This is a genomic window from Myxococcus dinghuensis, assembly GCF_024198235.1.
Taxonomy (GTDB): Bacteria; Myxococcota; Myxococcia; order Myxococcales; family Myxococcaceae; genus Myxococcus; species Myxococcus dinghuensis.
Map to the genome: position 1 here is coordinate 12,659 of NZ_JAKCFB010000009.1, position 13,515 is coordinate 26,173.

Sequence of the window (13,515 nt, forward strand, 5' to 3'; positions counted from 1 at the left end):
TCCCTCTTCCGAGGTAGTCTCCCCGCGCGATGTCACTCCAGGAGTCCGGGACTTCCGAGCCCGTTGCACCACCGTCACCGAGGGGCCAGGCGCTCGGGGAGCTGGCGCTCCTGTTCCTGCGCCTGGGCACCACCGCCTTCGGAGGACCGGCCGCGCACGTCGCGCTGATGGAGGACGAGGTGGTGCGCCGCCGGCGCTGGCTCACGCACGAGGAGTTCGTGGACCTGCTCGGCGCGGCCAACCTCATCCCCGGGCCCAACTCCACGGAGCTGGCCATCCACATCGGTCACCGGCGCGCGGGGTGGCCGGGGCTCCTCGTCGCGGGCACGTGCTTCATCCTGCCCGCCTTCCTCATCGTCCTCGGCATCGCCTGGGGCTACGCGCGCTTCGGTGCGCTGCCGGACGTGAGCGCGCTGCTCCATGGGGTGAAGGCCGTCATCATCGCCGTCGTCCTCCAGGCGCTCTGGGGGCTGACGCGCACGGTGGTGCGCACGCGGCCGGCCGCCGTCGTGGGGCTCGCCGTGGTCGCCGCCGCCTTCCTCGGCGTGAACGAGCTGTGGCTGCTCCTCGCCTCCGGGCTCGCCGTCCTCGCGTGGCGCGCGGCGGGACGGGCGCGGACCGGCGTGGACGCGAGCGGGCGCTCGGTCGTGTCTCCCTGGCCGATGATGGTCGGCATGGGGGCCGGCGCGGTGGTGCCCTTCTCCCAGCAGGGGCTGTTCGTCTTCTTCCTGAAGGTGGGCTCCGTGCTCTACGGCAGCGGCTATGTGCTGCTGGCCTTCCTGCGCGCGGACCTCGTGGAGCGCTTCGGCTGGCTGACCGAAGCCCAGTTGCTGGACGCGGTGGCGGTGGGGCAGGTGACGCCGGGGCCGGTGTTCACCACGGCGACGTTCATCGGCTACGTGCTCGGTGGTCCCACGGGCGCGGTGGTCGCGACGGTGGGCATCTTCCTGCCCGCCTTCTTCTTCGTCGCCGTGAGCGGGCCGCTCGTCCCGCGCCTGCGTCGCTCGTGGGCGGCCGGTGCGTTCCTGGATGGCGTCAACGTGGCGTCCCTGGCGCTGATGGCCGTGGTGACGTGGCAGTTGGGCCGCGCGGCGCTGGTGGACGTGTGGACGGTGGGACTCGCGGCCCTGTCGGCCGTCCTGCTCATCCGCTACCGCGTCAACTCCGCCTGGCTGGTGCTGGGGGGCGCGGCGGTGGGGTGGCTCCTGGAGGGGCGCTGGGCCGCGTGAGGCTGCTGCCGTGGCGTCTCCTATGGCGCCTGTGCGGCGGACTCGAAGTAGTGGCGCTCGGCGAGGTCTGCGAGCAGTCCGGGATGTGTCGGTCGCCAGTTCAGGAGGCCTCGTGTGAGCTCGCTGGACGTGGGGTTGTCGAGCTGGGCGAAGGTGGCGAGGAAGCCGAGGTGGTTGCTCGCGTCCTCGGCGGAGACGCTCCTCGAGGGGAGTCCGAGTCCACGACCGATGGCCTCGGCGATGTCGCGGAAGGGGACGCCGACCTCGGCGGTTCCGTGGAGGCGTGAGCCCGCGGGGGCCGCCTCCAGCGCCAGACGATAGAGCCTCGCGGCGTCGAGGGTGTGCACCGCCGGCCAGCGGTTGGTGCCCTCTCCGACGTAGGCGGCGAAGCCGTTCTTCCGTGCCATCGCGATGAGTGAGGGCACGAAGCCTTGATGGTCGAGCGCGCTGTGGACGGTGGGCGCGAGGCGGATGACCGAGGAGCGGACGCCGCGCTTCCCGAGCGCAATCACGGTGTTCTCCGCGTCGATGCGCGCGCCGCTCGCGAGCACGTCGTTCTCGGTGCCGGCGCGGCCTCGCACGGCCTGGGCGAGCATGAGGGTGCCTCCGGTGCCCACGAATGGCTTGCCGGAGCCCTCGAGCGCGGCGGACATCGCCTCGATGGCGCGCAGGTCGGCTGCCGCGGCCCCCACGTAGTCGCCGGTGAAGGCGACGTCGTGCTTGAACGCGAGGTGGATGACACCCTCCGCCGCGGCGGTGGCCTTCCGCAGGCTGTCGAGGTCGTCGAGGCTGCCTCGGTGCACGGCGGCGCCAGCGGACTTCAGCGTGGCGGCCGAGGCGTCGGACCGGGCGAGACCGACGACCTCGTGCCGGGCGGAGAGCAGCTCACGCACGACCGCGGAGCCGATGTGCCCGGAGGCACCCGTGACAAAGACGCGCATGCGAACCTCCGACGTCGGAGCCGGACCTGGCTCCTACCATGCGGGTGACCGACCTCGGGACGAGGCATGCTCCGGGACGTCGGGAACCGGACGCGCGTGTCCTCGTTGGAACTCGGCGCGGACGCCTAAAACCTATTGGGTGCAACTTTGGTTCGTTTGCTGCGACTCTGCAGGTCGGGACGTCGCGGAGTGTGAGGCCTCTTCTGTCAACGAAGTACCGGTTCACCATGGTGAACTGGGGTCGCGGCTGACCATACATTGGTGCTGAGTGACAGATACCTCTGCCTCTTTCCTGGACGACGAGCGAGTACTTTCAGTGAGATGGCGACCAGTAGAAGAATGGAACGGTGGAAAACGCCTGAGTGCCATCTTCAGAGATGAGAGTTGCCTCTCCGCTATTCCATCTGGCTCGGACATGGTCCGCGCCGCCGCAGCGACTCACGAACGCAAGAAAGCGGACCACCCCTAAAGCGCGCGTATCCGCATGGATGCCGAACGGGATCGGAACTCGTGTGTCTGCCTCAGGTACAAACGAACGTAGCCAGACTGCGCGACCAAAACCTCCAATCTCTCCAACGACGTCCTCGTCGACTGCTCGGTCCAACCAATCCCAGAGAAGTTGCGTAAGTTGCCCCAGCGTATAGACGTCCATGGGCAAGAATGTGCCTCCTTGTCTATCTTCTCCTTGTCGAACTGGGTGCTGCTTTGCAAGCATCCAGAGCTTCTTGATTTTGCCGTCCTGAATGGCGTCGGATTCGTGGCGCGCCCAATAAGCCGCATACGCAGCACGCTGGAGGTCGGCCAGTTCGTCAGATTCGAAATTGATCTCCCGTGCATCTGCGGCGAATCTCGGCTCTAAATAGGATGCTTGCCTCCCGTTCTTGTCGAACGTGACGTTGTTGCCTTCAGTCAGGCCGGGTTCGGCAAGTAGTAAGAGTTCATTGCTTCCCTTGAGACTGACGACATAGACAGAGTCCATTGCCACGCTCTCCTGTTGGTAGCATGTTGAGCACGACTCCCCCGCTGGCATCCTGGCGATGATGGCCGTGCATTTGCGGAGCTGCAAGACTATGCGTGATCACCAAGAGAGGCTTCGCCGTGTTCCACGTAGTGGACAACCATCGTGTCGGAGAACCTTGCGTGTCGTGAGGGGTACACCAGGGGGCGTGCGTCTCCTTGTTTACTGGATGCCTCTCCGTTGTCGGAGGGGCGCCGAAGCCGTGGTCTCGACTCGCTACCCGGGGCGCGTGGCGCCAGGGCGCTTCACGGAGGCGTGAGTCGCATCTGGCACGAGGCCAGCTCCTCGCCAGACAGGTCCCCGCGGAAATCGGTGCACTTCAGCAGCAACGTGCCGTTCGGCTCCTTCTGCGCCTCGCAGTGCCGGTTCACTTGCACCTCGGTCGCGTTGCCCGCGTCGGCCGGAACCGAGCCGCCATCCGCGCCCAGATAGAGGGTGCGGTTCGACTCGTGCAGGTTCCAGTTGCCGCCCAGCAGGTCCACGTCATCCGAGTTCGATTCACCGTACCGGGGCACGCCGATGGCGTCCGCGTCGTTCACCTCCACGTCGCAGGAGTCGGTGGCGGAGTGCGCCAGGAGCCCGCCCACCTTGCCGCAGGTGTTCTCCGTGACACTGAAGAGGATGTCCTGCCGGCTGTGCTCGCAGTCGCGCGACGAGTCGGCGACGAGCAGCACCGCGGTGGAGGACAGCACGGCGAGAGTGGCGAGGCTCCTCGACAAGCGCTTCATGGGTGGACTCCGTTGGGGGTGTGGAGGGCCTTGGTCCGGTAGGACGCGAGCCCGTAGTGCACCGCCGCTCCGACCAGGGGCAGCGCGATGAGGTCCGTGGGGTCCACCACCGCTCGGAAGCTCTCGAATCCGAGCAGCGCCCCCACGGGACGCAGCAACTGACAGAACCAGAGCGCCCCCATGGGGGACACCTTGAGCGTGGTGAACAGCGCCGCGGTGAAGACCGCGCCCACGCCCAGGCGCCTGCGCGGCGACCAGCGCGTCACCAGCGTCAGGAGCGCGGACACGTAGAGCGGCAGGAAGAAGCAGATGGCGACGTCCGACAGCTTGCCGGTGAGCACGTTGTGGAACGTGGGCTTGAGCCAGCGGTCGTTCACCGCCATCAGCGCCACGGCGCACAGCGGCAGCGGCGCGAGGAACTCCGGCATCCGCGGAGGCCCGCGCATCACAGCCGCTCCGAGCGCACCAGCGCCCGCAGGAGGATGGTGTCGGTGAGCAGCTCCACCGGCGCGTGGTCGTCCGTGAGCGGCTCGCCCGGGGCCACCGCGCGCAGCTCGCCCGCGACCCGCTCCGCCAGGGGGCGCAGGGTGTCCGGCAGGGCCGGAGCCCGACGCGCCAGGCGCTCGCCCAGGCCCGCGTCGCCCGCGAACAACAGCGTGTTGCTGCGGTTGCGCGCCTCGGCGGAGAAGACGTGCGGGAACACCGACGCCAACGTGCCCCCCACCGCGTCCACCACCGCGCGCTCGTCCTCGAAGCGGCCCACGTTGAAGCACGCCACGCCGCCCGGGACGAGGTGCGCCGCCACGGCCTGGGCGAACTCGCGCGTCATCAGGTGGAAGGGCACGTAGGGGAAGCGGAACGCGTCGACGATGATGGCGTCGTACCGGCGCGTGTCCCCGGCGAGGAACATCCGCGCGTCCCCCACGTGGACCTCCACCTCGGGCGACAGGCCGAAGTGCGTGCGGGCCAGCCGCACCACCTCCGCGTCCAGCTCCACCCCCACCACCTCCGCGCCCGGATACGTCTCGCGCAGGCCCCGCGCGCTGGTGCCCGCGCCCAGTCCCAGGAGCAGCACCCGCGGCTGCCGGGGCGCGCGCCGCCCCATGGCCGGCGTCAGCAGGTAGTGCGCGAACACCTCCTCGCGCACGGGCTGGCCCGGCAACCACACGCTCTGCACCGCGAAGCCCTCGTCGAAGACGAGCCGGCGCGTGCCCCCCGGCGCCTCCAACACCTGGATGAAGGCCAGCGGAGACTCCGCCACCTCCAGCGCGCGGGCGTCGCGGGGCAGGGCCTGTCCCCCCAGCGCCAGCGCGGCCACGGGCACGCCCACCGCCACGAGCCGCCACCGCCACGACAGCGTCCACGCCGCCGTCAGCCCGAGCACCCCCGCGAAGCAGGCCATGGCCCGCGCGGTGCCCAGCCACGGCAGCACGACGAAGGCGGCGAGCAGCGTCCCGAGGATGCTCCCCAACGTGGACGCCGCCGACAGCCGCCCCGCATGCGCGCCCGCGCCCGTCACGTCCCCCAGCCCCACGCGGACGAGGAAGGGCCCCACCGCGCCCAGCACCAGCAGCGGCGGCAGCGCCGCCAGCGTCACCAGCGCCACGCGCGCCATCGCCTCCAGCACCCGCCCCGTCATCACCGCCGCCGTCGCGCCCGACAGCAGCGCCCGCGCGAGGAACGGCAGCACCGCGAGCATCACCGACGCGACGCACAGCGCCACGCGCAGGGGCTCCAGGCCCTTCGTCTGGTCCGCCACGCGGCCTCCCAGGTGCGCGCCCAGGGCGAGCCCGCCCAGCACGAGGGAGATGAGCGCCGCCCAGACCGGGGTGCTGCTCCCGAAGTAGGGCGCCACCAGTCGCGACGCGGCCATCTCCGACGCCATCACCGTGGCGCCGCAGAGGAAGGACAGCCTCAACAGGGAGGAAGGGCTCATGGGGGCGGGCCTCGCCTCACAGCAAGGCCCGTTCCACCGTCAACACCTTGAAAACGCTCGGGCACGTCTCCCGTGGCGAGCGACCGAACGACAGGGATGTCAGGGAGCCGACGCCTCTCTGACAATCGCGCCCCCTCCTCGGTGGGCGAGGGGGCACCGTCGAGAGGGCGGGGGGCCTCGCCCCGCCCTCGACGCGCTCAGCCCTTGAAGGGCAGGGGCGCCACCTTCACCGTGGCCGGCCCGCCCGCCAGCGTCAGCTCTGTGCCCGGCTCCAGCGAGTCCCGGTGCACGTACCCCAGCGCGACCTTCTGGCCCTGCGCGGGAGAGCGCACCACGCTGGTGAGCCAGCCCACCTTCTTCTCGCCCCGCCGCAGCTCGGTGCCCGGGGCGGCGTCGACGTCACCCAGCAGCAGGCCCGTCAGCTTGCGGTTCATGTGGCCGCGGAAGGTGGCCCGGGCGATGACCTCCTGCCCGATGTAGCACCCCTTGTTGTAGGAGATGGCGCCGGTGAGGTTCGCCTCCATGGGGATGGTGGTGTCCACCATGTCCTGCCCATAGCGGGGGACCCCGGCCTCCACGCGCAGCAGCTCCAGCGTCTCGAACCCCAGCGGCCGGAGGCCCGCGTCGGCGCCCGCCGCCGTCAGCGCCTTCCACACGGCCTCCAGGGCGGCGCGCGGCACCCAGAGGTCCACGCCGTGGGGCTCCACCGCCGTGTTGCCCACCAACCACACCGGCTGCCCGGCGAGCGTCACCTGCCGGGCGGCGTGGTGGCCCAGGGGCTCGGAGGGGGCGCCCAGGGCGGCGGTCAGCACCTGTGCCGTCCGGGGCCCGAGCAGCCTCAACAGGCCCAGCTCCCCCGTCGCCTCGTGCAGCTCGGCGTCCTCGGAGATGAGGTATTTCTCCAGGAACTCCCGCACCTTGGCGCCGGTGCCCGGCTCCAGGTCCAGCAGCAGGTCGGCCCCGCGCTTGAGGATGCGGGCATCCGCCACCATGGCCCCCTTCACCGTCACCAGGGCGGCGTACGTGGCCTGACCCTCGGGGAGGTTCTTCACCTCCTGGGTCACCATTCCGTGTAGGAAGGAGGCCCGGTCCTCGCCGGTGATGCGCAGGGACTCGCGGTAGGAGGCGTCATGGAGCGCCACGGCCTCCCGGGCCGCCCGGTATTCGTCGTCGCCCGTGCCATAGGCGGCCACGGCCTCCCGGCCGCCCACGGCCATGAAGCGGGCCGCCGCTTCCTCGTGAACAAAATGCAGAGACAGCGGTTCCATGTCCGTCGCTATATAGAGGCGAAGGAGCGATTGCCACGATGGATGTGAAGCACCTGTCGTCCTTCCAGGACTTCTCCTTGGAGAAGCTCCGGAAGCACAACGTCTTTCAGTCCGAGCGCTTCTTCCTGGACGTCTACTGCCTGGCGCCCGGGCAGGCCCAGAAGCCCCACCGCCACGACACGTCCGACAAGGTGTATGTGGTGCTGGAGGGGCGCTGCCGCTTCCGCGTCGGCGCCGAGGAGGAGGTCCACGGCCCCGGAGCCGCGGTCCTCGCTCCTTCGGGTGCCGAGCATGGCGTCGCCAACGACGGCCCCGACTCCGCCCGACTGCTCGTCCTGATGACCCCGCCCCCGGAGCATGCATGAGTCCGAAGTCCTCCAAGAACGCCCCCGCCGCGGCCCCGGCGGCCCCGCCCGCCACGCCCACGGCGGTGGTGGCCCTGCTGGTGCTGGGGCTCGTCGAGAGCGCCCTGTCCGCCTTCCAGTGGAAGGAGCTGCTCGTGCTGCGCGGCGGCGGCGAGACGGTGTGCGGCATCTCCGAGACGGTGAACTGCGAGACGGTGTGGAACTCCGCGTTCGCCACCCGCATCCACGAGCTGTTCGGCCTGCCGGTGGCGGGCCTGGGGCTGGTGTGGGGCATTTCCGTGGTCGCCCTGTCCGCGCTGTACCTGGCGCGGGCCCGCTCGGGGAAGCCGCTGACGCCGGTGGCCCACGCGCTGCGGCTGTCCGTGTTCGCGGGCGTGCTGTCGGTGCTCGTCTTCGCCTCGGCCAGCCTGCGCGCCGGCGCCGTGTGCCCCACGTGCCTGGGCACATACGCGCTGGTGGCCGTCATGGCGGTGGTGGCGTACCGGGGCCTGCCGGGCCCCCGCGCGCCGGCCTCCGGTGAGTGGGGCCCCGCGCTGACCTGGGCGGGCGTCACCACGCTGGCCGTGTTCGTCGCCGTGCTGCTGCCCGGACGCTCCCTGTCGACGCCGGAGCCGAAGGCCGGCGCCTGGCTGCCCCCGGCCTCGACGCAGGCCTCTTCGCCCGACGCCTCGACGCCGCAGCAGAGCGTGGCGCCCCTGTCGTTGGAGGCATACCTGCGCGGCCTGCCCATGCAGCAGCAGCAGCAGGTGTCCAACGCGCTGGCCCTGTACCGCCGCGACACGCCCAGGGCCGCCGCCGCGCCCGCGCGCCACCGCTACGGGCCGGTGGACGCGCCGGTGAAGATCGTCGAGTGGACCGACAGCAAGTGCCCCCACTGCAAGGCGCTGGTGGAGGAGCTGGCGGTGCTCAAGAAGCGCATCCCGGAGGGGAAGATGTCGCTGGAGGCGCGCCAGTTCCCCCTGGACGGCGCCTGCAACCCGGCGATGCAGCGGCGCGGCCCGGACGCGCCCACCGTGCGGTGCGTGGCGGCCCGCGCGCAGATCTGCCTGGAGGGCGCGCAGGACTTCTGGACGCTGCGCGAGAAGCTCTTCGCCCAGCAGGCCGTCCTGGACACGGAGCGGGTGATGGAGATCGCCTCCTCCGGCTCCGTGCCGCGCGCGCAGCTGGAGGCGTGCATGGCCAGCCCGGCCACGGCGGCGAAGCTCCAGGAGGACTCCGCCTACGCGCTCCGCTACAACTTCACCGGCACGCCGCTGGTCGTCGTCAACGGCCGCCAGGCCATGCCGTCCGCGCCGTTCCTCTACGCGCTGGTGATGGCGGACGGCAACCCGGGCGCCCCCGGCTTCGACGTGCTGCCGCCCCCGCAGGCGATGGCGCAGGACGACCACGCCGGGCACAACCACTGAGCGAGGCAGGGCTCCCCTCATGGGCAAGCGTGACAAGAAGGACGAGCCCGCCGCGCCCCCGGCGCCGTTCCACAACCCCTTCGCCGCGCTGGCGGCGAAGCGCGAGGCGCTGCCCGCCGGCCCCGTCACGCCTCCGCCCGCCGCGCGGACCGTGGAGCCCAAGGGCCCCGCGCGCGCCGTGGTGCGCATGGAGCGCAAGGGGCGGGGTGGCAAGGAGGTCACCGTCGTCGAGCACCTGGAGCTGCCCGCGCCCCAGCGCGAGGTCTGGCTCAAGGCGCTGAAGAACGCCCTGGGCTGCGGCGGCGTGGTGGAGGACGACACGCTCGTGCTCCAGGGCGACCAGCGCGAGCGGCTGCCCGCGCTGCTGGAGTCGCGCGGCGTGCGCAAGGTCACCGTCGGCTGAACCCTCCCGAGGGTGTCCTGTCCGTCGTCCAGCGGACACGAAAAAGCCCGGGACGCCATGGAGGCGACCCGGGCTCCTTGCTGACAGCGTCGTCCGACTACAGCGCCGCGATGATGGCGTCCGTGAAGTCGCGGGTGGTGGCGCCGCCGCCCAGGTCGCCCGTGCGCACCTTGCCGTCGCCGTACACCTTCTGGATGGCGCCCTCCATGCGGCGGGCCTCCTCGCGCATGTCGAGGTAGTCCAGCATCATCACCGCCGACATCATCAGCGCCGTGGGGTTCGCGATGCCCTTGCCCGCGATGTCCGGCGCCGTGCCGTGGACCGCCTCGAAGACCGCGGTGCGCTCGCCGATGTTGGCGCCCGGCACCACGCCCAGGCCGCCGACGAGGCCCGCGCACAGGTCGCTCACGATGTCGCCGTACAGGTTCTCCAGCACCAGCACGTCGAAGCGGCTCGGGTCCTTCACCAGCTGCATGCAGAGGTTGTCGATGATGACTTCCTCGTAGTGGATCTCCGGGTACTCACGGCCCACCTTGCGGCAGCAGTCCAGGAACAGGCCGTCCGACAGCTTCATGATGTTGGCCTTGTGGACGCCGGTCACCTTCTTGCGGCCGTGCTTGCGCGCGTACTCGAAGCCGAAGCGCGCGATGCGCGTGGAGGCCTTCTCGGTGATGATCTTCAGCGACTCCACCACACCCGGGACGATGATGTGCTCGATGCCGGCGTAGAGGCTCTCCGTGTTCTCGCGCACCACCACGAGGTCCACGCCCTCGTAGCGCGTCTTCACGTTGGGCACGCTCTTGACGGGCCGCAGCGACGAGTACAGGTCCAGCCGCTTGCGCAGGCCGACGTTCGCGGAGGGCAGGCCGCCGCCCACCACCGTGCCCGTGGGGCCCTTGAGCGCCACGCCGCTGCGCAGCACCGCCTCCACCGTCTCGTGGGGCAGGTTGGTGCCGTACTTGGCCACGACCTCCGTGCCCGCGTCCTTGTGCTCGAACTCGAGGGGAACCTTGAGGGCCTCGAGAACGCGGATGGTGGCCGCCATCACCTCGGGGCCGATGCCGTCGCCATTGATGACCGTGACAGTGCGGGTGTTCGCCATGGGTGCGGATTCACAGCACAAAACCCCCGGTACCGAAAGGATGAAAACACCCGGCATTCAGCCGGCGGCATGGGGGCCATGAGGCGCGGGCGGGGCTGGGGCGCCCGCTGTCCCTCCGAGGCGGGGAGGGCCCCCACCCTCAGTGTTCCGAGGTCGAGGTCGGCCGGGGGGCCGGCTTGCGGGACGGCCGGTGGCGGCGCCGGATGGCGTAGGGCCGGTAGAACGACTCCCACAGCGCGGCGCGCCGTCCCCGGGGCCGGGTGCGCAGCTCCCCCAGGGGGGCCCGGATGAAGAACGAGGAGACGAACAGGTAGGTCGCCGCCACGGTGATGAGCGCCAGGATGCCCATCACCAGGGGCCCCGGGACCCAGGCCACGTGGGCGCGGTCCGCGAACTCCGCGAAGTCCTGGGGCGGGCGCGGGTGGCTGTAGACCTTGAAGAACCACGTCACCAACAGGACCATCAGGATGGGGCCGTAGGTCCGGTTGAGCCGGGTGGAGATGGCGGACATCAGGGACAGCTGGAGCTGGGGGCGGGACATCTCCACCGCCAGCTCGCGCAGGGCGTCCGGGTCCACCGGCTCGCGGCGCAGCATGGGCACCCACCAGCCGTCCTCCAGCAGGCGCACGCGCCGGTTCCACAGGTCGTAGTAGCGGTAGCGCCGGGCCTCCACGAGCAGGAAGGACACCACCATCCAGATGCCCACGAGGAAGGTGACGTGGGGGCTCTGGGGGGTGGCGAAGCCGAAGGAGATGACGGCGGCGGTGGTGGTCAGCGCCCAGTTGGTGGTGGTGTCCAGGCGCGTGCGCCACGTGTCCGAGCGGCTCAGCTCGCCGCGGAACAGCTGCGACATGGCCTGCTGCGACAGCCATGGCGACTCCAGCAGGTCGCTCTTGTTCGGCTCGTTGAGAGGCATCCGTTCCTGGAAGGTGGGCCGGGACACAAGCGGCGGCAACGCGGGCGGCCGGGCGTCCACGCTCGGCGGGCGGGCGGCCGGGCGCCCGGGTGGCCATGGCGGCCGGGCGTGCGCACCTTGTCCACCGACCGTGCCCGCCCGCATCAACGCCATCGAAGCCCTGTCCGAGCTGCTCCAGGACGAGCAGGAGCGCGTGACGCGCCTGTGGGCCAAGCGTCTGCGCGCGGAAGTCTACGAGGTGGAGATTCCGGGACGGGACTTGCGCGAGCCCCTGCGCCGGATGGTGTCGGAGCTGGCCCGGCTGCTCAAGGACCGGGGCGAGGACGCGGTGCGCCTGTGGCCGGAGGTGGTGCGCTCGCACGGCGCGGACCGCTACACCCAGAACTTCGAGCCCGAGGACCTCACGCGCGAGTTCAAGTCGCTGGAGGAGGTGCTGCTGCACGTCTACGCGCGGCACCACGACGGGCTCATCGAGCCGGAGGTGGCGGGGCTCATCGCGGAGCTGGTGTGGGAGGCGGACGCGTCCGCGCAGGCCGCCTACGCGCGCATCCTGAAGACGGAGGAGGTGCGCTTCCGCGAGGCGGCGGTGATGGAGTCGGTGCTCAACCAGGTGGACGTGGGCATCCTCCTCGCGGAGCTGGACGGCACGGTGTCCTTCGCCACGCCGCCGGTGAGCCGGTTGATGGGCGTGCCCATGCGCGCGGTGGTGGGCGGGCGCGCGACGAACACGCTGGCGCCGGTGCTCACGCAGGTCAACGCGCGGCACCTGACGGGCGAGCCCTTCAAGGTCGGCGACATGCCCTTCGTGCGCGCCCTGCGGGAGAAGGGCCCGGTGCGCGGGGTGATGATGATCATCGAGCGGCCCACCGGGGACAAGGCCACGCTCGAGATGAGCGCCACGCCCGTCTGGGAGGAGGAGGGCGAGCTGGCGGGCGCCATCCAGACCTTCACCGACCGCACCGAGTCCGCCAACAAGACCAAGGCCCTGGAGAGCGCCTACGGCGAGCTGCGCCGGCTCCAGGGGCGCCTGCTCCAGCGCACCCGCCAGCAGGCGCTGGGGCAGCTGGCCGGCGGCGCGGCGCACGCGCTCAACAACTTCCTCAACGTGCTGCGCCTGCGCATCACCCTCTTGCAGCGCGAGTACAAGCCCGAGCACCTGGAGGCGCTGGACCGCACGGTGCAACAGATTGGCGAGCTGGTGTCGCGGCTGCAGGAGTTCAACGTGCAGCGCACGGAGGAGCGGCCCTCCGACGTGCAGGTGGACCAGACGGTGCGCGAGGCGCTGGAGCTGGCGCGCGGCGAGCTGGAGCAGCGCGAGCACCCCGTGTACGTGGACCTGGAGCTGGGTGACCCCGGCGCGGTGCGCGCCGACGCGGCCTTCTTCCGCGAGCTGGTGGTGAACCTGCTGCTCGCCGCGCGAGACCGGATGGAGGGCGGCGGGCGCCTCAAGGTGACGACGCGCTCGGAGAACCCGGCGTGGCTGACGTTGCGCATCCAGGACGAGGGGCCGCCGTACCCGGTGGAGGAGCTGACGCACCTGTTCGACCCGCTGCGCCGCGACCCGGGCGCGCCGCAACTGTCGCTCTACCTGGCCGTCGCGCGCGCGCAGGTGCAGCGTTGGGGAGGAGAGCTGACGGCGGAGAACGCCCCGGACGGGCCCGGCTCGGCCTTCGTGGTGAAGCTGCCGCGCGTGCGCGCCCAGACGCCGGCGCCGCCGCCCCGGCCCTCGGAGGCCGTCACCCGCCCGGCGGCGCCCCGGCGCTTCCAGCAGACGCGCCGCGTGCTCGTGGTGGACGACGACCTGGACAACGCGCGGATGATGGCCGAGGTGCTGGGCGAGGAGGGCTACGAGGTGCAGGTGGCCCACGACCCCCACGTCGCGCTGGACATGTGGCGGCGGCGGCGCTTCGACGCGGCGCTCCTGGACGCGGTGATGCCGGAGATGAGCGGCTGGGAGCTGGCGCGCGAGCTGCGCGCGAAGTCGCCCCAGGCGCTGCTCGCCATCGTCACCGGCATGGACGTGCGCGGGCAGAACCGCGCCAACCTCGCGCTCGTGGACGCGGTGTTCCGCAAGCCCATCGACGTGGGCGCGCTGGACGACTTCCTCGCCCAGTCGGAGGGGGGCACGGGCGAGGGCGCCTTGCCTCCTCCCCCCGCCTCCACGCCGGACGAGCCGGACAGCCGCCAGCACTGAGCGCGCGCC

Annotated in this window: 13 protein-coding genes; 5 read left to right on the forward strand and 8 right to left on the reverse strand. The window is 71.2% G+C overall.

What is annotated here, in order from left to right; genetic code table 11:
• Nucleotides 1-29: 29 nt before the first annotated feature.
• On the forward strand, nucleotides 30-1,229 hold the full coding sequence (chrA, locus tag LZ198_RS14695) for a chromate efflux transporter (RefSeq protein WP_253972587.1): 1,200 nt from the start codon (nucleotides 30-32) through the stop codon (nucleotides 1,227-1,229).
• 20 nt (nucleotides 1,230-1,249) lie between these two features.
• On the opposite strand, the gene LZ198_RS14700 is transcribed toward chrA, so the two are convergent.
• From LZ198_RS14700 to ygfZ, 6 genes are all read right to left on the reverse strand, one after another.
• The gene (locus tag LZ198_RS14700) at nucleotides 1,250-2,170 is read right to left on the reverse strand and encodes an SDR family oxidoreductase (protein ID WP_253972588.1); all 921 of its coding nucleotides are present in this window, start codon (nucleotides 2,168-2,170) and stop codon (nucleotides 1,250-1,252) included.
• A 313-nt stretch (nucleotides 2,171-2,483) separates the two neighbouring features.
• Nucleotides 2,484-3,149: a hypothetical protein gene (locus LZ198_RS14705; protein WP_253972589.1), complete on the reverse strand. Its 666-nt coding sequence runs from the start codon at nucleotides 3,147-3,149 to the stop codon at nucleotides 2,484-2,486.
• 284 nt (nucleotides 3,150-3,433) lie between these two features.
• Nucleotides 3,434-3,916, reverse strand: a complete 483-nt coding sequence (locus LZ198_RS14710; protein ID WP_253972590.1) for a hypothetical protein — start codon at nucleotides 3,914-3,916, stop codon at nucleotides 3,434-3,436.
• Nucleotides 3,913-4,362: a hypothetical protein gene (locus tag LZ198_RS14715; protein WP_253972591.1), complete on the reverse strand. Its 450-nt coding sequence runs from the start codon at nucleotides 4,360-4,362 to the stop codon at nucleotides 3,913-3,915. The genes LZ198_RS14710 and LZ198_RS14715 overlap by 4 nt, the downstream gene beginning before the upstream one ends.
• On the reverse strand, nucleotides 4,362-5,852 hold the full coding sequence (locus LZ198_RS14720; RefSeq protein WP_253972592.1) for a fused MFS/spermidine synthase: 1,491 nt from the start codon (nucleotides 5,850-5,852) through the stop codon (nucleotides 4,362-4,364). The genes LZ198_RS14715 and LZ198_RS14720 overlap by 1 nt, the downstream gene beginning before the upstream one ends.
• 197 nt (nucleotides 5,853-6,049) lie before the next feature.
• Entirely contained in the window at nucleotides 6,050-7,120 is a 1,071-nt protein-coding gene (ygfZ, locus tag LZ198_RS14725) for a CAF17-like 4Fe-4S cluster assembly/insertion protein YgfZ (RefSeq protein ID WP_253972593.1), read from the reverse strand.
• Between the two features lie 38 nt (nucleotides 7,121-7,158).
• On the opposite strand from ygfZ, the gene LZ198_RS14730 reads away from it, so the two are divergent.
• The 3 genes from LZ198_RS14730 to LZ198_RS14740 are packed head-to-tail and all read left to right on the forward strand — an operon-like array spanning nucleotide 7,159 to nucleotide 9,294.
• Entirely contained in the window at nucleotides 7,159-7,485 is a 327-nt protein-coding gene (locus LZ198_RS14730) for a cupin domain-containing protein (RefSeq protein ID WP_253972594.1), read from the forward strand.
• Nucleotides 7,482-8,891, forward strand: a complete 1,410-nt coding sequence (locus LZ198_RS14735; RefSeq protein ID WP_253972595.1) for a vitamin K epoxide reductase/DsbA family protein — start codon at nucleotides 7,482-7,484, stop codon at nucleotides 8,889-8,891. Before LZ198_RS14730 ends, LZ198_RS14735 begins: the two co-directional genes overlap by 4 nt.
• Nucleotides 8,892-8,910: 19 nt before the next feature.
• Nucleotides 8,911-9,294 carry a translation initiation factor gene (locus LZ198_RS14740; RefSeq protein WP_253972596.1) on the forward strand — a complete coding sequence of 128 codons (384 nt, stop codon included), beginning with the start codon at nucleotides 8,911-8,913 and terminating at the stop codon, nucleotides 9,292-9,294.
• Nucleotides 9,295-9,391: 97 nt separating this feature from the next.
• Here the strand turns inward: LZ198_RS14740 and LZ198_RS14745 are convergent, their stop codons facing one another.
• Both LZ198_RS14745 and LZ198_RS14750 read right to left on the reverse strand, forming a co-directional pair.
• Nucleotides 9,392-10,396, reverse strand: a complete 1,005-nt coding sequence (locus LZ198_RS14745; protein ID WP_253972597.1) for an isocitrate dehydrogenase (NAD(+)) — start codon at nucleotides 10,394-10,396, stop codon at nucleotides 9,392-9,394.
• 139 nt (nucleotides 10,397-10,535) lie between these two features.
• A complete protein-coding gene (locus LZ198_RS14750; RefSeq protein ID WP_253972598.1) occupies nucleotides 10,536-11,312 on the reverse strand; it encodes a DUF2270 domain-containing protein in 777 nt (258 codons plus the stop codon).
• Nucleotides 11,313-11,442: 130 nt separating this feature from the next.
• Between LZ198_RS14750 and LZ198_RS14755 the strand changes: the two genes are divergently transcribed.
• Nucleotides 11,443-13,506, forward strand: coding sequence for a response regulator (locus LZ198_RS14755; protein WP_253972599.1), 2,064 nt, complete (start codon nucleotides 11,443-11,445; stop codon nucleotides 13,504-13,506).
• The last annotated feature ends 9 nt before the right edge of the window (nucleotides 13,507-13,515 follow it).